Source organism: Micromonospora sp. NBRC 110009, from assembly GCF_030518795.1.
GTDB lineage: Bacteria > Actinomycetota > Actinomycetes > Mycobacteriales > Micromonosporaceae > Micromonospora.
Map to the genome: position 1 here is coordinate 6,081,656 of NZ_CP130427.1, position 16,504 is coordinate 6,098,159.

The 16,504-nt window shown below is 76.1% G+C and carries 14 protein-coding genes; 6 read left to right on the plus strand and 8 right to left on the minus strand.

Going from position 1 to position 16,504, the window contains the following annotated elements:
- Window positions 1–109 precede the first annotated feature (109 nt).
- Window positions 110–5,896, minus strand: coding sequence for a WD40 domain-containing protein (locus tag Q2K19_RS28750; RefSeq protein ID WP_302765251.1), 5,787 nt, complete (start codon window positions 5,894–5,896; stop codon window positions 110–112).
- A gap of 107 nt (window positions 5,897–6,003) precedes the next feature.
- Between Q2K19_RS28750 and Q2K19_RS28755 the strand changes: the two genes are divergently transcribed.
- Window positions 6,004–7,233 carry an ArsB/NhaD family transporter gene (locus Q2K19_RS28755; RefSeq protein ID WP_302765252.1) on the plus strand — a complete coding sequence of 410 codons (1,230 nt, stop codon included), beginning with the start codon at window positions 6,004–6,006 and terminating at the stop codon, window positions 7,231–7,233.
- A 36-nt stretch (window positions 7,234–7,269) separates the two neighbouring features.
- Here the strand turns inward: Q2K19_RS28755 and Q2K19_RS28760 are convergent, their stop codons facing one another.
- Together Q2K19_RS28760 and Q2K19_RS28765 are read right to left on the minus strand one after the other, a co-directional pair.
- On the minus strand, window positions 7,270–7,719 hold the full coding sequence (locus Q2K19_RS28760; RefSeq protein ID WP_302765253.1) for a hypothetical protein: 450 nt from the start codon (window positions 7,717–7,719) through the stop codon (window positions 7,270–7,272).
- Window positions 7,712–9,040 carry a molybdopterin-dependent oxidoreductase gene (locus Q2K19_RS28765; protein WP_446839751.1) on the minus strand — a complete coding sequence of 443 codons (1,329 nt, stop codon included), beginning with the start codon at window positions 9,038–9,040 and terminating at the stop codon, window positions 7,712–7,714. The genes Q2K19_RS28760 and Q2K19_RS28765 overlap by 8 nt, the downstream gene beginning before the upstream one ends.
- A gap of 168 nt (window positions 9,041–9,208) precedes the next feature.
- On the opposite strand from Q2K19_RS28765, the gene Q2K19_RS28770 reads away from it, so the two are divergent.
- The gene (locus Q2K19_RS28770; protein WP_302765254.1) at window positions 9,209–10,270 is read left to right on the plus strand and encodes an NAD-dependent epimerase/dehydratase family protein; all 1,062 of its coding nucleotides are present in this window, start codon (window positions 9,209–9,211) and stop codon (window positions 10,268–10,270) included.
- Window positions 10,271–10,317: 47 nt separating this feature from the next.
- Here Q2K19_RS28770 and Q2K19_RS28775 read toward each other — a convergent pair whose 3' ends face one another.
- From Q2K19_RS28775 to Q2K19_RS28790, 4 genes are read right to left on the minus strand one after another with little or no spacing between them, the layout of a single operon-like run.
- Window positions 10,318–10,482 carry a hypothetical protein gene (locus tag Q2K19_RS28775; RefSeq protein WP_302765255.1) on the minus strand — a complete coding sequence of 55 codons (165 nt, stop codon included), beginning with the start codon at window positions 10,480–10,482 and terminating at the stop codon, window positions 10,318–10,320.
- Window positions 10,483–10,519: 37 nt separating this feature from the next.
- On the minus strand, window positions 10,520–10,726 hold the full coding sequence (locus tag Q2K19_RS28780) for a helix-turn-helix domain-containing protein (protein ID WP_091094605.1): 207 nt from the start codon (window positions 10,724–10,726) through the stop codon (window positions 10,520–10,522).
- Window positions 10,726–10,980 carry a DUF2975 domain-containing protein gene (locus Q2K19_RS28785; protein WP_302765256.1) on the minus strand — a complete coding sequence of 85 codons (255 nt, stop codon included), beginning with the start codon at window positions 10,978–10,980 and terminating at the stop codon, window positions 10,726–10,728. The genes Q2K19_RS28780 and Q2K19_RS28785 overlap by 1 nt, the downstream gene beginning before the upstream one ends.
- 60 nt (window positions 10,981–11,040) lie before the next feature.
- On the minus strand, window positions 11,041–12,504 hold the full coding sequence (locus tag Q2K19_RS28790) for a hypothetical protein (protein ID WP_302765257.1): 1,464 nt from the start codon (window positions 12,502–12,504) through the stop codon (window positions 11,041–11,043).
- 145 nt (window positions 12,505–12,649) lie between these two features.
- On the opposite strand from Q2K19_RS28790, the gene Q2K19_RS28795 reads away from it, so the two are divergent.
- The 3 genes from Q2K19_RS28795 to Q2K19_RS28805 are packed head-to-tail and all read left to right on the plus strand — an operon-like array spanning window position 12,650 to window position 14,633.
- Window positions 12,650–13,324, plus strand: a complete 675-nt coding sequence (locus Q2K19_RS28795; RefSeq protein ID WP_302765258.1) for a glycosyltransferase family 2 protein — start codon at window positions 12,650–12,652, stop codon at window positions 13,322–13,324.
- A complete protein-coding gene (locus Q2K19_RS28800; protein ID WP_302765259.1) occupies window positions 13,321–14,007 on the plus strand; it encodes a TIGR04282 family arsenosugar biosynthesis glycosyltransferase in 687 nt (228 codons plus the stop codon). The genes Q2K19_RS28795 and Q2K19_RS28800 overlap by 4 nt, the downstream gene beginning before the upstream one ends.
- Complete coding sequence (locus Q2K19_RS28805; protein WP_446839750.1) at window positions 14,004–14,633, plus strand: methyltransferase domain-containing protein; 630 nt, start codon at window positions 14,004–14,006, stop codon at window positions 14,631–14,633. The genes Q2K19_RS28800 and Q2K19_RS28805 overlap by 4 nt, the downstream gene beginning before the upstream one ends.
- A 14-nt stretch (window positions 14,634–14,647) precedes the next feature.
- Here the strand turns inward: Q2K19_RS28805 and sigJ are convergent, their stop codons facing one another.
- Window positions 14,648–15,532 carry an RNA polymerase sigma factor SigJ gene (gene sigJ, locus Q2K19_RS28810; RefSeq protein ID WP_302765260.1) on the minus strand — a complete coding sequence of 295 codons (885 nt, stop codon included), beginning with the start codon at window positions 15,530–15,532 and terminating at the stop codon, window positions 14,648–14,650.
- A 158-nt stretch (window positions 15,533–15,690) separates the two neighbouring features.
- On the opposite strand from sigJ, the gene Q2K19_RS28815 reads away from it, so the two are divergent.
- On the plus strand, window positions 15,691–16,485 hold the full coding sequence (locus tag Q2K19_RS28815) for an SDR family oxidoreductase (RefSeq protein ID WP_302765261.1): 795 nt from the start codon (window positions 15,691–15,693) through the stop codon (window positions 16,483–16,485).
- Window positions 16,486–16,504: the final 19 nt, after the last annotated feature.

Here is a 16,504-nt window from a genome sequence, read left to right on the forward strand (position 1 = left end):
GGGTGTTAGGAGGGGCCCCCGGTACAACGCGAGGCGTTAACCGGGGGCCCCTCCTTTCCTCAGGCGGCCACTCGGGCGAGCAGGGCGAACGCCCGGACCGTGGCGGGGGTCAGAACGGGGCGTCCACCGACAGCCGCCGCACCTGGGTCAGGTACGGGTCCAGCTCCCCCACCTCGAACCGGCAGGTGCCGATGACGTGCCAGAACTGGCCGCCCGGGTCGCCGTCCAGCTTGTACCGGCCGTCCGGGCTGACCGCGGCCCAGCCCTCCGGCAGGCCGATCAGGGTCGCCCGCAGTTGGGCGTGCTCCGGGTCGGCGACGTCCCACAGCCGGACCGTACCGTCGTCGCCGGCGCTGGCGAGCAGGCTGCTGTCCGGGCTGAACGCCACCGACCAGACCCGCCGGGTGTGCGCGGCCAGGGTGCCGTGCAGCCGGCCCGTGCCCGGATCCCACAACCGGATGATCAGGTCGTCCCCGGCGGTGGCGAGCAGGGCGCCGTTGGCGCTGAACGCGCAGGACCAGAGCCGGCCGGTGTGCTCCGTGAGTAGGGTGCGCCGCTCGCCGGTGAGCGCGTCCCACACCACGGCGGTGCCGTCGTTGCTGGCGCTGGCGAGCAGCGTCCCCTCGGCGTTGAAGCAGACCGCGTACACCCGGTCGGTGTGCTGCTCCAGGGTGAGCCGGCAGGTGACCGTGGCGGCGTCCCAGAGCCGGACGAGCTGGTCATCGCAGCCGGTGGCGATGGTCTCGCCGTCGGGGCTGAACGCCACGGCCCGCACCCGGCCCCGGTGCGGGGTGAGCGTGGCGAAGTGCCGGCCGGTCCGCCGATACCACAGCCGGACGGTGTCGTCGTCGTTGGCGGTCGCCAGGGCGTCCCCGTCCGGGCTGAACGCGGCCGCCCAGACGTGGTCGGTGTCCACGTTGAGCTCGCGTTCGTCGGCTCCGGTGTCGGTGTTCCACAGGTGCACCCCGCCGTCGCCGCTGGGTGCGGCGACCAGCGACTCGCCCGGGCAGAAGACCGCGGAGAGCAGCCGGTCGGCCGGGCTGGCGAGCTGTCGGACCAGCCGGCCGGTACGCGGCTCCCACAGCCGGACCACGCCGTCGTTGCCGCAGGCCGCCAGCACCTCCCCGTCGTCCCGGAAGGAGAGCGCGGTGACCCGGCGGCCGTGCCCGCGCAGGGTGTACTGGAGCTGTCCGGTGTGCACGTCCCACATCCGGGTGGTGCCGTCGTTGCTGCTGGTCGCCACCTGGGCCTGGTCCGGCCGCCAGACCACCGGCCAGACCGAGCCGCGGTGCCGGGTCAGCTCGTGGCGGAGCTGGCCGTCGGCGGTGTCCCAGAGCTGGATGCCGCCGTCGCTGGCGGCGGTGGCGAGCAGGGTGCCGTCGGCGTTGAACCGGACGCTGTAGATCGCCCCCCGCTGCCGGCCCAGCACCCGCACCGGCCGGCCGGTCTCCACGTCCCACAGCCGCAGCGCGCCGTGGGTGTCGCCGGTGGCCATCAGGCCGCCGTCGGGGTGCACGTCGAGGGCGTACACGTCGGCCTCGTGGCCGCGCGGCTGGCGCACCAGCTCCCCGTCGGTGGCCCGGCGGATCCACACCCGGCCGTGCTGGCCGACCGCGACCAGCGACCGGCCGTCCGGGGTGTGCACCACCCGGTAGACCACCTCCGGCTCGCGGACCTCGAAGGCGGGCTTCCCGGAGGCGATGTCCCAGCCCCGCACCACGCCGGCGCTGTCCACCACCACGAGCCGGCGGCCGTCCGGGCTGAACGAGATGCCCCAGATCGGCGCCGCATGGCCGGACCACTCGTGGCGCAGCCGGGCACTCCGGGTGTCGTAGAGCCGGACCACGCCCGCCGCGTCGCCGACCGCCAGCCGGCCCCGCCCGCCGTCGGTGAGCAGCGGCCACACCCAGCCGGCGAAGACGTCCTCGATGACGTGCCGCACGTCGCCGTGGTCGGCGTCCCACAGCCGTACGGTCAGGTCGGCGGCGCCGGTGACGAGTTGGTGCGAGGCGGCGTCGAAGCGCACCGCGTAGACCCGCCCCCGGTGCCCCTGGAGCGTGCGCACCGGCAGGCCGGTGGCCGTGTCGCAGATCAACACGCCGCCGTCGTCGCTGCCCACGGCGAGCACCGCCCCGTCCGGGCTGTACGCCGCCGGCACCGGCAGCCGGCCCACCTCGAAGCCGTAGGAGACGCCCACGGCCGGCGGGGCGAGACCGGGCGCCACCGGGCGACCGGGGGCGATCACCGCGCCGCGCAGCTCCGGCGCGCGCAGCAGCGCCGCGTCGGCGCTCACGTCGATCAGCGCGGCCCGGTGCCAGGTGCTGCCGGCGATCCGGGCGCCACGCAGGTCGGCCCGGAACAGCCGGGACCCGGCCAGCTCGGCGGCGCGCAGGTCGGCGCCGGTGAGCCGGGCCTGGTCCAGCCGGGCGCCGCGCAGCCGGGCGTGCTCCAGCCGCGCCTCGGTCAGGTTGGTGGCGACCAGGCGGGTGTCGGTCAGGTCGGCACCGGTCAGGTCGGCGCCGCCCAGCTCCCGGTGTGACAGGTCCTCGCCGCGCAGCACCGCGCCGCGCAGGTCCGCCCGGTCGGGCAGCCGCAACCGGGCGCTGAGCCGCAGCGCGTTGGCCCGGACGATCTCCCCGGCGGCCTCGTCGCCGAGCACCCGGGCGGTCCACGCGGTGCACCGGGCCGGGTCGGCGAGGTCGCCGAGGAACTCCACGGTCAGCCCCGACAGCGGGCGCACGGCCAGCGCCGAGGACTCCTCGCCCCGGTTGATCTGGGCGGCGATCCCCTCGGCGACCAGCCACTCCATCACCGAGGTGTGGATGAACCCGAAGAGCCCGTCGTCGGTGCGGACCAGCAGGCTGCCGGCCCCCACCGCGTGCACCGCCTGCGGCCCGGAGAGCCGGGACTCGGCCAGCCCGGCGAGCTGGCCGGCGGCCTCGGTCAGCTCGGCCAGGCGCAGGTAGGACTCGCCGCTCTCCCAGAGCTGGAAGGCCAGCCGGATCACCGCCTGCCACAGCTCGGGGCGGCGCAGGCTCACCGGCACGCCCGGGATGCCCTGGGTCCGCCGTTCCTCGAAGTCCAGCCAGGACTCCAGGATCTCCCGGTAGAGGGCGGCCGCGCTGAACGTGCCGCCGGCCCCCGCGACGGCGGCCAGCCGACCGTCGTCGAGGTTGGCGATGAAGCCGAGCATCCGCGGGTTGCGGGAGAGGCCGAGCAGGTCCTTCACCCCGGCGAGCAGGTCCATCCGCTCCCGCGCCGCACGCTCGTCCCCGCCGTACCGGTGGCGCAGGAAGGCCTCGACCTGGCCGGGGGTGAAGTCCTCGATGGCCAGCACCCGGCGGTGCGGCAGCAGCCCGACCCGCTCGCCGAGCGCGGTCAGCACCTGGGAGTTGGTCTTGAAGTGCTGGGTGCGGCTGCTCACCACGATCTTGGCGTTCCCCTCGGCCGCCTGGAGCAGGGTCTCCAGGTGGTCCGCCGCCCGGTCGTACGTCACCCGGGCCACCAGCTCGTCGAAGCCGTCGAAGAGCAGCACGATCCGCCCCTGGCGGAGCATGTAGCGGAACGCCTTGAGGTCGATCACCTGCTCGCCGTGGTTGGCCAGGTGCGCGGCGACGAGACCGTCCACCGAGTGCGCCTTGTCCAGCGCGCGGAGCTCCACCAGGATCGGGATCAGGTCCGGGGCGGCGGTGGGCAGCCGGCGGGCCACCTCGCGCAGGGCGAACGTCTTGCCCCGGCCGAAGTCGCCGAGCACCAGCACGAACCGGCCGTCCGGCGCGGAGGCCAGCTCGAGCAGCTCGTCCACCACGTCCTCGCGGACCCGCTGGTCGGCGCCGACCAGGTGCCGGTAGCGCTGCGGCACGTACTGACCGGGCGGGTAGAGCCGGTCGGCCTGTAGCCGGGCGGTCTGCGCGGCGACGTACTCGCGCAGGTCGAGCAGGCCCTGGAACTCGGTCAGGTGCAGCACCCGGACGCCCCGCCGCTGCGCCTCCTCGGCCAGCCCGCGGGGCACCCGGTCGCCGTCGTAGACCAGCTCGGACGGGATGTCCGGGTCGGTGGCGTGCACCCGCCGGGCGAACTGGTCGACGTCGGCGGCGGTCGGGGTGCCGACGTGGCCGCCGACCCGCTGCTGACGGACCACCCCGTCGGCCCGGTAGGTGACGAACAGGTGCGGCGGCTCGGCCGGCACCCGGCGGACCAGCACCCGGTCGTGGCGTGCCTCGCAGACCTCGGCGAGCCGGTCCAGCAGGCGGTCCAGCGGCGCCGGTGGCACCACGGCGGGCGCGGCGGCCGGCCCGTCGGCCGGCCGACCCTGGGTCGGCCCCTCGTCGGCGGTGGGCAGCCGCGGGTCGGGCACCTGGGCCGGACCGGCCGCGCCGAACGTCGCCTCCGCCTGCGGCCAGCGCACCACCGTCGGCTCGCCCACCTCGTTCCGGTCGTCCCGGCCGAGCACCCAGCGGGTCATCCCGCCGGCGGCCAGCCGGAGCACCTGCGCCCGGCCGTCCCGGGAGGCGGTGGCCAGCGGCACCGCCGGGTCGACCCGCGCGCCGGGGGCGGCGTCGGAGAGGAGCAGGTTGAGCATCGGCCCGACCATGCGGTGGAAGGAGGCCCGGTCGCGCAGGGTCACCCCGTCCGGGACGGCCACCTCGTCGGCGTACGGGGTGCGAGGGCCGGGGGCGTGCGCCATCGCGCCCAGCCGCAGCCAGCCCGACTGCTGGTAGTGCAGCAGCCGCTGGGCGAACCAGGTGGACTGCGCCTCGCCCAGGAACCCGTACCGGTCCTCCTCGCGGTGCGTGATGGCGACGGTGGAGTTGAGCCCGGCCACCACCACCCGCAGGTCGGGCACGGGGAAGAGCGTCCAGGGCTGCTCACTGTCGAAGATCCGGTCGTCGAGGCCCTGGTAGAGCTCGTCGAAGAGACGCGCGTAGTGCCGCCACTTCGGCCAGTACGGCGGCTGCGGGTCGACGTCGTCGGCCTCGCAGGTGGCGAAGTAGGCGCGGCTGGCGGCCATGGTCACGTCGCGCCGGCCGGGCACCACGACCAGCCGGTGCGGCTCCAACCCGAGCAGCACCCGCAGCCCGGTGAGGAAGGTCAGGGCGTCGGAGAACTCGCGCGGGCTGCCGGACTCGGTCAGGTTGCCGGCCACCACCAGCAGGTCCGGCCGGGGCACCCCGTCGTTCATCAGCAGGGTGAGGTCGCCCATCAGGTGTTCCTGCAGCTCGCCGGGGGTGACCGGGGCGCCGGGGGCGATCACGCCGCGGCCGAAGCGCGGGCCGGCCACCTGGAGCACGGTCAGCGCGCCGCGGGACACCGGCGCGGCGGTGGCGGCGGGCGGGAACGGCGGCGGGTTGATCGGCGTACGCCGGGCCCGGCGCTGCGCGGGTGGGCCGGCCGCGGGGGTGGCGAGCACCCCGGCCGGATCGGCGGGGTGGTGCGGGAAGGCCGGTTGCAGGTCGGGCTTGGCCCGGCCGTCGAGCGCCTCCCGGATCCGGTCGAGCACCCGGCCCCGCGCCTGCGCCGGGTCGGTGACCCCGACCAGGTCGACGTAGGTGATGGTGGCGAGCAGCCCGTCGACCGGGCAGTCCTCCACCCGGACGGTGACCAGCTTGTTGCCGGTGCCGTCCGGGTCCGCCCGCAACGCGGCCTGCCACTCCAGCTTCCCGTAGGTGGAGTGCAGGTAGCGCTCGGAGAGGACCGCGACCACGACGGCGGCCTCGCGGACGCCCCGGTCCATGAAGTCGATGAAGTTGGTGCCGGCGACGAAGTCCCACGCCTGGAGCAGGGTCCGGTAGCCGGCGGACTCGAACTCCCAGGCGAGCCACGTCGCCCAGCGCTCGTCCGCGGGCGAGTAGCTGATGAAGAAGTCGATGGGGCGGTCGGACCGGGTGGGGTGCACGCCTACAACCACATGTCATTATGGACACTGATCGTCAATCCGTGGATACCGTCGGCAGCCGCGTCGGGCGCGGCCGGGCGGGCGCCGGTGTGCGAGGATCATCCCTCGTGGAGACCGTCGGCGAGCCGCCGTCCGCCGCGCCGGACCGATCCCGCTGGGGTCGACTGCACGTGCTCGACTGGATCGCGATCGGGCTCGCGGTGGTCGGGCTGGCGTGTGTCCTCAGCGGGCTTCTCCCCCGCGCGGACGCCGAGGCGACGATACGCCGGATCGTACCCATCCTGATCTTCCTCGGCACGGTGGTGGTGCTGGCCGAGCTGACCGCGGTGGCCGGGGTGTTCGACGCGCTCGCCACGCGGGTGGCGATCACCGCCCGGGGCAGCTACCGGGTGCTGTTCTGGCTCTGCGTCGGGTTCGCCTCGGTCACCACCATCGCGCTCAACCTGGACACCACCGCCGTCCTGCTCACCCCGGTGATGATCGCCCTGGCCCGCAGGCTCGGCGTGCCGCCGACGCCGCTGGCGATGACCACGGTGTGGCTGGCGAACACGGCGAGCCTGCTGCTGCCGGTGTCGAACCTGACCAACATCCTGGCCAGCGACCGGATCTCGCTCGATCCGGTGCCGTGGGCGGCCCGGATGTGGTGGCCGCAACTGGTCGCCATCGTGATCACCATGCTGCTGCTCTGGTGGTGGTACTGGCGGCCCGCCCGGGCGGGCGCGGACCCGTTCGTTCCCCCGCCGCCGCACGTGCCGCCGGACCGGGTGCTGTACCGCACCGCGTTCGGCGCCTGCCTGCTCTTCGTCGCCGGGATCCTCGCCGGCGTGGAGATCGGACTCGCCTCCGGGGTGGCCGCCGCGATCCTGGTCGCCGGCTTCGCGGTCCGCGCCCGGGGCAGCCTGACGCTCGCGCTGGTCCCGTGGCGGCTGCTGGTCTTCGTGACCGGGCTGTTCCTGGTGGTGCAGACGATCGGCCGGCATGGTCTGGACACCGTGATGGGCACGCTGATCGGCGGGGATCCGGGCGCCGAGGGCGCGCTGCGGGCGGGCGCCGTCGGCGCGCTGGTCGCCAACGGGGTCAACAACCTGCCCGCGTACGTGGCCGGCGAGGCGGTCATCGCCGTCGACCACCACACCCAGTTGCTCGCCCTGCTGGTCGGCACCAACGTCGGCCCGCTGGCCACCCCGTGGGCGTCGCTGGCCACCCTGATCTGGTACGAGCGGTGCCGGGCCGCCGGGGTGGCGGTACCGCTGGGCCGGTTCGTCGCCACCAGCGCCGCGCTGGCCGCCCTGGCCACCACCGCCACCGTCACCGCCCTGCTGATCGGGCCGGGTTAGCGCCGGACGGACGCCGACCGGGCCGCCGGCCCCGGCTCAGCGCGGCCGGCGGGACAGCCGGCGGGCGACGTACAGCAGCGCGCTGCCGGCGAAGAGCACCGCGCTGACCGCCAGCCACCGGCCGACCATGGCCCCGGGCGACAGGCCGGTCGCCCGGGCGTACGTGCCGTCGCCGAGACCGAGGACGCCGGGCAGGTAGACCAGCAGAAGCAGGCCGGCGCCGAGCGCCGGGACCCGGACGTGGTTCAGCGCCGACGGGGGGCCGCCGCGGCCGAGGACGCCCCGCAGCGCCCGGTCCACCGACGCGTACGCCGGGAAGAGGACCAGGTCGTGCGCGACCGCCGCGCCCACGAACCACAGCAGCATCCGGCCGGCCGTCGGCTCCCCGGCCAGCCGCAGCGCGATCCAGCCGGTCACCGCGAAGCAGCCGAGCAGGAGCAGCAGGTGCCAGGGCGCCGCGCCGTACGCCCGCCGGAACTCACCCATCGAACGCGATCTCCTCGACCCACTTGGTGCAGTGCACCCCGGGCAGCGCGGGCACGATGATCCGCGCCGGGTAGCCGTGGTCCGGGCTGAGGTCGACGCCGTTGACCCGCAGGGCGAGCAGCGCGTCGGCGTCGGTCACCTGGTCACCGTGGAGGATCGCCTCGCGGAACAGGCCGGCGCGTTCCAGCGACCGGACCCGCGCCACGGTCGGGCGGGGCGTGCCGACCAGGGCGGCCAGGTCGCGCAGCCGGACCCCGGTCCAGGTCTGCGCGGTGGACCAGCCCTCCACGCAGGCGATCGGCAGGGCGGCCGTGTGCTGGGCCAGGGCGAGCAGGCGGCCCCGGTCCAGCGTCACGGTGCGCTCCCCGCCCCGGACGGTCAGCCGCCAGGCCGGCCCGGTCTGCTCCCCGGTCACGCCCGCCGCGGCGACGCTGCGGTTGACCGGGAAGCCGTTCGGGCCGTCGGCGAAGCGCCGACCTCGCGGCAGCAGCAGCGCGGTGCGGCGCAGCGCGTCGACGCTCTGCCCGAGGGTCAGCGCCGCCAGCAGGAGCGAGCCGCCGCCGACCAGGGCCAGCACCCCGCGCCGGCTCAGCGTCGCCGGCCCGGGCAGCCGGGCCACCAGCCCGTCGGGGTCCGGCGGCTCCGGCCGGGTCCGCTCGACCGGGGTACGCCCGAGGCCGGGCCCGCGCAGCGCGGTGACCAGCCGGGGCAGCTTGATGGCGACGTGGGTGACCAGGGCGGCCGTGAAGACCCAGGCGCCGTACCAGTGCGCGGTGTAGAAGTCGAACCCGAACAGGTACGCGTACTGGATGTTGAGCAGGCCGGTCGCCGTCTGGAAGAGGATCCCGCCGACCAGCAGGAGCAGCGACAGCCGCTCCAGCACCTGGGCGACGGAGCGGGCCGGCGGCCAGTCGAAGAGCTTGGGCACCACCGACCACAGCTTGCCGAGGACCACCGGCACCAGCACGATCCCCAGGGTCACGTGCAGCCCCTGGGTGACCCGGAACAGCCAGGCGGGTCGGGTCGGCCAGTCGAAGACGGGCGGGTGCAGCCACCCCACCTCGCGGGGGAACGCCTGGCCCAGGCGGGGGCCGTAGGCGATCCAGTCGAGCAGCCCGGTGACGATCACCAGCGGCAGGGTGGCGAGCAGCACCGCGCCGAGCACCGAGGTCAGCCAGGGCCCGCGGACCGGGCTGCGCCAGGCGTCGGTGACCGCGCCGGCTCCGGGCGGCCGGTGCCGGTCGAGCCACCGCCACAGCCGTGCCGGGGCGGCGGACGGCGGACCGTCCGGACCGGCCGGTCGGGGTGGGCTGGCGGACACGATTCCTCCTGTTGTGCGCGCTCCGGGCTCCAGCCAGACGCTAGACGCCGCAGCCGCCGGCCGGTCCGCTTTACCGCATTACCGAAGCCTTACCGCCAGCTCTTACGGACTGCTGACGTCCGCCGCGAATGGCCCGACCGGGGCCGCGCGGTGCCCTAGCGTGGGCCCATGCGGGTACTGGTCACCGGCGCCGCCGGTTTCATCGGATCGCAGGTCGCCGACCTCCTGGTCGCCGAGGGGCATGAGCCGGTCTGCCTGGACGCGCTGCTCCCCCAGGCGCACGGCGGCGCGCTGCCGGAGTGGTCCCGACGGCACGAGCCGGTGGTCGGCGACGTTCGCGACGCCGGGCTGTTGGACCGGCTGCTGTCCGGGGTGGACGCGGTCTGCCACCAGGCGGCCATGGTCGGGCACGGGTTGGACCCGTCCGACGCCCCCGACTACGCCAGCCACAACGACCACGGCACCGCGGTGCTGCTCGCCGCGATGCACCGGGCCGGGGTGTCCCGGCTGGTGCTGGCCAGCTCGATGGTGGTCTACGGCGAGGGGCGCTACACCTGCGCCCGGCACGGCGTGGTCCGGCCCGCGCCGCGCCACGCCGCCGACCTGGCCGCCGGCCGGTACGACCCGACCTGCCCGGGCTGCGGCGGCACCCTGACGCCCGCCCTGGTCCCCGAGGACGCCCCGCTGGAGCCGCGCAGCACGTACGCGGCCAGCAAGCTGGCCCAGGAGCACTTCGCCGCGGCCTGGGCCCGGCAGACCGGGGGCGGGGTGTGGGCGCTGCGCTACCACAACGTCTACGGGCCCCGGATGCCCCGCGACACCCCGTACGCCGGGGTCGCCTCGCTGTTCCGGTCGGCGCTCGCCGACGGGCGGCCGCCCCAGGTGTACGAGGACGGCCGGCAGCGCCGCGACTTCGTGCACGTCACCGACGTGGCCCGGGCCAACCTCCTGGCGCTCACCGCGCCCACCCCGGAGGGTCTGGTCCCGGTGAACGTCTGCTCCGGGGAGCCGCACACCGTCGGGGACCTGGCCGTCGCGCTCGCCGGGGCAATGGGCGGCCCCGAGCCGCAGGTGATGGGTGGCGCGCGGGCGGCCGACGTCCGGCACGTGGTGGCCGACCCGACCCGGGCCCGGGAGCTGCTCGGCTACGCCGCCCGGGTCGGCTTCGTCGACGGGGTGACCGCCTTCGCCACCGACCCGCTGCGCGAACCCGCCGCCCTGGTCGGCTGACCCGCCGCACCGCCCGGCGGGCAACGGCGGCGCACCAGGCCGGACGGCTACCCGCTGCGGCGGGAGATCCGCACGCCGAGCCCGACCGCGCCGACGACGAGCAGGGCCGCCAGGAGCTGGAGGCCGGGCGAGTCATCGGCCTCCCCGTACCCGAGGCCGGCGACGCCGACCACCATGGCGAGGATGGCGACGGCGGCGAGGACGTACCTCATCGGGGTTTCCCTCCGTGCGGTGGTGCGGCCTGACGGCTCATTCCTCGACCCACTCGAGCAGGTCACCGGGTTGGCAGTCGAGCACCCGGCACATCGCTTCCAGCGTGCTGAAGCGGACCGCCTTGGCGCGACCGTTCTTCAGCACCGCCACGTTCGCCGGGGTGAGCCCGACCCGCTCGGCGAACTCGCCGACGCTCATCTTGCGTTTGGCCAACTCGACGTCGATGCGGACGACGATGGGCATCAGATCACCGCTGCCATGTCGGTCCGCAGCGTGGTGGCCTGCCGCAGCAGCGTCCGCATCACCACCATCAGCAGTCCCAGCACCGCGACACCGATCACCATCAGGAACAGCAGCAGCGGCAGGCCGGGGTCGTCCGCGTTGAGGCCGACGAGGAGGAACACGCCCAGGAGCACGACCCACGCGGCGACGATCGCCCACACGATGGCATCCACCCACCCCAGGGATGCCTCGCTGAAGACACGCCCTGTGACCATGCATCGACTCTCGCTCGTTTCCTATCGATTGTCAATAGGAACGAGCAGCTCCGGCCCCGGTCAGGACACCGTGAAGAGCAGGTGGTTGACGGCGAGCGCGGTGAGCGCCTGCCCGGCCAGCCACCAGCGGCGGGCCGGCGCCGGCAGGTGCGCGGCGGCGACCAGCAGCCAGACCACGAACGGCAGCCAGATCCGTTCCACCTCGGCCTTGCTCATCCCGGACACGTCGGCGGCGGTCACCACCAGCGCGGCGGCGGCCGGCAGCAGCACGGCCGGCCCGAGCGCGGCCACTCGGGCGAGCAGGCCTGGTCCGAGCGCGGTCACCCACCCGGCCGGCCCTCGGCCGGGCCGGCCCTCGCCAGCCCCGGGGCGATCGGCCACCGCGGAGCCGGGTGGCCGCCGACCCGCGCGGATCGCCAGCGCCGTGCGGCGCAGCGCCGGCCCGAGCACCGGCCCGGCGGAGAGCAGCAGCGCCGCCAGGTTGGCCCAGACCCAGTAGCCGTAGGGGCGGTCGGCCGCCCAACCCTGGTAGTAGCGCTCGACCACCCGGTCGTACCCCTCCCACCAGCGGAAGCCGGCCAGCAGGAACAGCGCGGTCACCGCGGCGACGCCGGCCGCGCCGGCGAGCAGCACGGCCGGGCGGCGGTCCCGGCGCGCCGCCAGCACCGCCACCGCCAGCACGCCGACCAGCACGAACCCGTACGACAGGTGCAGCGCGAAGCCGAGCAGCAGCCCGCCGACGAGCGCGGCGGCGGGCCCGCGCACCGCCAGCAGGGCGAGCCCCGCGGCGACCACGCCCGTGAAGATCGCGTCGCCGGAGGCGCCCAGCCAGACCGCGCCCGGCAGCAGCACCAGGAACGGCAGCACCGCCCGGGCCGCGTCGGCGGCCCCCAGCGCCCGCAGGGTGACCGGGACCGACACCACGGCGGTCGCGCCGACCAGCACGCAGCAGAGCGCCGCGGCGGTGCCGCCGCCCAGCCCGATCCGGTCCAGCCAGACGAAGACCAGCAGCGCGCCCGGCGGGTGGCCGGCGGTGTGGGTGGACCACGAGTCGGGCTGGAAGTCGAGGATCCGGTCGGTGAAGCCGGCCAGCATCCCGCGGATGTCGACCACCCCGGGCACCTCGTGCAGGTACTCCGCCTGCGGGGTGAGCCGCCGGGTCAGCCCCGCCGACCAGCCGTCGACCAGGGCCAGGGAGAGCGTCCAGGCGACCGCCGCCAGCCAGCCGGCGGCCAGCAGCGGCCCCCACCGGGCGGTCCGGGCCCAGCGCAGCCCCGGCCCGAGCACCACCGCCGCGACCAGCACCGCGAGCGGGGTGCCCCAACCGACGTGCGGGCGCCAGGTGGCGTAGAGCGGCGCGGCGTTCGCGTGCAGGCCCCCGCCACGCCGGTTGAGCACCAGCCCGGCCAGGACCGCGGCCGCGAGCAGCAGGGCCTCGACCGCCAGCACGAGCAGGTCGGCCCGGTCCGGGGGCGCGGACGGGCCCACGCCGGAGGTGCGCGGCAGGGTGGGTGCGGGTCTCATGACGACCGGACCGTACGGCGTGTCCGGGCGGGCCGGGGGCCGAACCGCCGTCCCGTCACCGGACGGTAAGAATCACCTGGTCGGTAAGGGTTCCGTAAGCACGATCGGGGCGTACGACCGCGGACACCGGCCTAGCGTCGGCGGCATGCGGACGCAGATCGACGTGGTGCTGCCGTGCCTGGACGAGGCCGCCGCCCTGCCGGGTGTGCTGACCGCGCTGCCGCCGGGCTACCGGGCGATCGTGGTGGACAACGGTTCCCGGGACGGCTCGCCGGAGGTGGCCGCCCGGCTCGGCGCCCGGGTGGTGCGGGAACCCCGCCGGGGCTACGGCGCGGCCGTGCACGCCGGGATCGAGCACGCCGAGACGGAGCTGGTCTGCGTGCTCGACGCCGACGGCTCCTTCGACCCGGGCGAGCTGCCCGCCCTGGTAGCCCCGGTGGCGGCGGGCACGGCGGACCTGGCGGTGGGCCGGCGCCGGCCGGTGCGCGCCGGCGTCTGGCCGTGGCACGCCCGGGCCGGCACCGCGCTGGTCGCCGCGCTGCTGCGGCAGCGGGGCGTGCCGCTGCGGGATCTCAGTCCGATCCGGGTGGCCCGGCGGGATGCGCTGCTCGCCCTCGGGGTCACCGACCGGGCGTTCGGCTACCCGCTGGAGCTGATGATCCGGGCCGCCGCCGCCGGCTGGCGGATCCATGAGCGCGACGTCCGGTACGCGCCGCGCGCGGCCGGCACCCGGTCCAAGGTCTCCGGCTCGGTGCGCGGCACGCTCCGGGCCACCCGCGATTTCGTGGCCGTGCTGCGCACCGTGGACGGCCGGCGGTGACCGTCCTGCTCGTGGTGGCCAAGGCGCCCGTGGCCGGGGCGGTGAAGACCCGGCTCTGCCCGCCGGCCACCCCGGCGCAGGCGGCCCGGATCGCCGCCGCCGCGCTGCGCGACACCCTCGACGCCGTCGCCGCCACCCCGGGGGTCACCCCGGTGCTCGCGCTGGCCGGCCGGTTCGCCGGCGCCGAGGACGGCGCGGGCCTGGCCGCCGCGGTGGCCGGCTGGCCGGTCCTGCCGCAGCGGGGCGAGGACTTCGCCGCCCGGCTGGCGTACGCCCACGCCGACGTGGCGGCGGCGTACCCGGGGCGACCGGTGCTGCAGATCGGCATGGACACCCCGCAGGTGACCGCCGTGGGACTGGCCGCGGCCGTACGCCGGTTGGGGGCGATCGGGACCGACGCGGTGCTGGGCCGGGCCGCGGACGGCGGCTGGTGGGCGCTGGGCCTGCGCGACCCGCGGCACGCGGTGGCGCTGCGGGGGGTGCCGATGTCCACCCCCGCCACCGGGCGGCTCACCTGGGCGGCGCTGGCCGCGCGGGGCCTGCGGGTCGGGGCGCTGCCGGTGCTGCGGGACGTGGACGGCTGGGCCGACGCCCTCGCGGTGGCCGGCCCGCTCTCCGGCGGCCGGTTCGCCCGGGAGGTGGCCGCGCTCCGGCGCGCCCTGGTGCCCGGGGGCCGGCGGTGACCGTCGACGGGTTCGGCACCACGCTGCGCCGTCGCCCGCTGGGCACGCACTGGCTCGTGCACGCCGACGGGACGCGCAGCCGGCTACCGGTGGAGCGATGGCACGGTCCGGCCGAGGCGGCGATCGCCTCGGTGGTGGCCCGCTGCGCCGGCCCGACGCTGGACCTGGGCTGCGGGCCGGGCCGGCTCACCCAGGCACTCACCCGCGCCGGGCTCACCACCGTGGGCGTGGACGTCTCCGCCCGCGCGGTGGCGCTGACCCGGGCGCGGGGCGCGGTCGCCGTCCAGGCGGACCTGTTCGATCCGCTGCCCGCCGAGGGACGGTGGCGGCACCTGGTCCTGCTGGACGGCAACATCGGCATCGGCGGCGACCCGGGAGCGCTGCTGCGCCGGTGCCGCGCGCTGCTCCGCCCCGGGGGCAGCGTCCTGGTGGAGCTGGACCCGCCCGGCACCGGCGCCTGGCAGGGACAGGTGCACGTGGTGTCCGGCCGGCACCAGGGGCCGAGCTTCCGCTGGGCGAGCCTGGACACCCGCGCGGTGCACGACGTGGCCGCGACGGCGGGGCTGGCCGTCCGCGAGGTCTACCCGGCGGGTCCGCGCTGGTTCGCCGAGCTGGTCACCGGGTAGCGGCCCCGGCGGGGTCAGTGGCCGAGTCCGGCGAGGTCGAGCCCGCGGAGCCGCTCCGGGTCGGCGATCACGTCGATGGCGGCGATCTTACCGTCGGTGACGGTGAACGCCATGACCGACAGCGGGCGACCGCCCGCGCTGACCAGGACGCCGGCGGTGCCGTTGACCAGCACGGGCCGGGCGAACGGCGAGAACCGCCCGAAGGTGGCGGCCTGGGCGGCCACGGTGCGGGCCCCGGTGAGCACGGTCGTGTGTCGGGCCCGGGTGGCGCCGCCGTCGGCGCGCAGCACGACGTCGGGGTGCAGCACGGCGACCAGCGCGTCGAAGTCGCCGTGGTGGGCGGCGCCGAGGAACGCCGACACCACGGCACGCTGCCGGGTGAGGTCCGGGTCGGGGGCGGGCGCGCGGCCCTGCACCCGGCGGCGGGCCCGGCTGGCCAGCTGCCGGGCGGCCGCCGGGGACCGGTCGATCATCTCGCCGATCTCCTCGAACGGCACGGCGAACATGTCGTGCAGCACGAACGCGAGCCGCTCGGTCGGGGTCAGGGTGTCCAGCACCACCAGCAGCGCCAGCCCGACCGAGTCGGCCAGGACCGCCGCGTGCGCGGGATCTTCCGCCTCGTCGGCGCGGACGACCGGGTCGGGCATCCGTACCTCGAGGGGCTCCTCACGGCGGGTGTTGCGGGCCCGCAGGGTGTTGAGGCAGACCCGGGCGACCACCGTGGTCAGCCACGCGGCGAGGTTGTCCACCTCGTCGGCGTCGGTGCGGGCGAGCCGCAGCCAGGCCTCCTGGACCGCGTCGTCGGCCTCGGCGTGCGCGCCGAGCATCCGGTAGGCCACCGCCCGCAGCTGCGGCCGGTGCTGCTCGAACCGTTCGGCCAGCCAGGTGTCCTCGCCCATGTCCCGTCCCTTCCTCGCCCGCTTCCACCGATCCGACCCGAGGGATCCGACCGATGTGACGACATGTGGCCCCGCTCACAGCGGTCACACTTCCCGGCCGCCACGGGTCGAGGCGGTGAGGGCACGAAACCTGGCGGGCCCCGGACACGGAGGACGACATGAACGCACCCATTCTGGTCACCGGCGGCACGGGCACCCTCGGCCGGCTGGTCACCCCGCTGCTGCGCGACGCCGGCCACCCGGTGCGGGTGCTCAGCCGCCACGTCGGGCACCCGGGCGACGGCGTCACGCACGTCACCGCCGACCTGCTCGGCGGCGAGGACGTCGAGCCGGCCGTCCGCGGCACGGAGATCGTCCTGCACCTGGCGGGTGGCCCCAAGGGGGACGACCAGGCGACCCGCAACCTGGTCCGGGCAGCGCGGCGGGCCGGCGTACGGCACCTGGTGCACATCTCGGTCATCGGGGCCGACCGCGTGCCGCTGGCCTGGCTGCGGTCCAAGCTCGACGCCGAGCGGGCGATCGCGGATTCCGGGCTGCCCTGGACGACGCTGCGTGCCGCTCAGTTCCACGACCTGGTGCTGGCCATGGCGGAGAAGATGGCGAAGCTGCCCGTCGTGCCGGTGCCGGGCGGGCTCCGGCTCCAGCCCGTCGACGCCCGCGAGGTCGCGGCCCGGCTGGTCGAGCTGGCACTCGGCGCGCCCGCCGGGCTGGTGCCCGACCTGGCCGGCCCGACCGTGTACGGGATGGACGAGCTGATCCGCGGCTATCTGGGGGCGGTCGGCAAGCGCCGGCTGCTCATGCCGGTCCGGCTGCCGGGGAAGCCCGGGCGGGCGTACCGGAACGGCGACAACCTCACCCTCGACGGCGCCACCACCGGCACGCGGAGCTGGGAGGCGTTCCTGGCCGAGCGGCTGCCGCAGCGCCGCGCGGTTCCCGGGACAGTGGTCGGGTGAGCGTGCCGCTGATACCCGC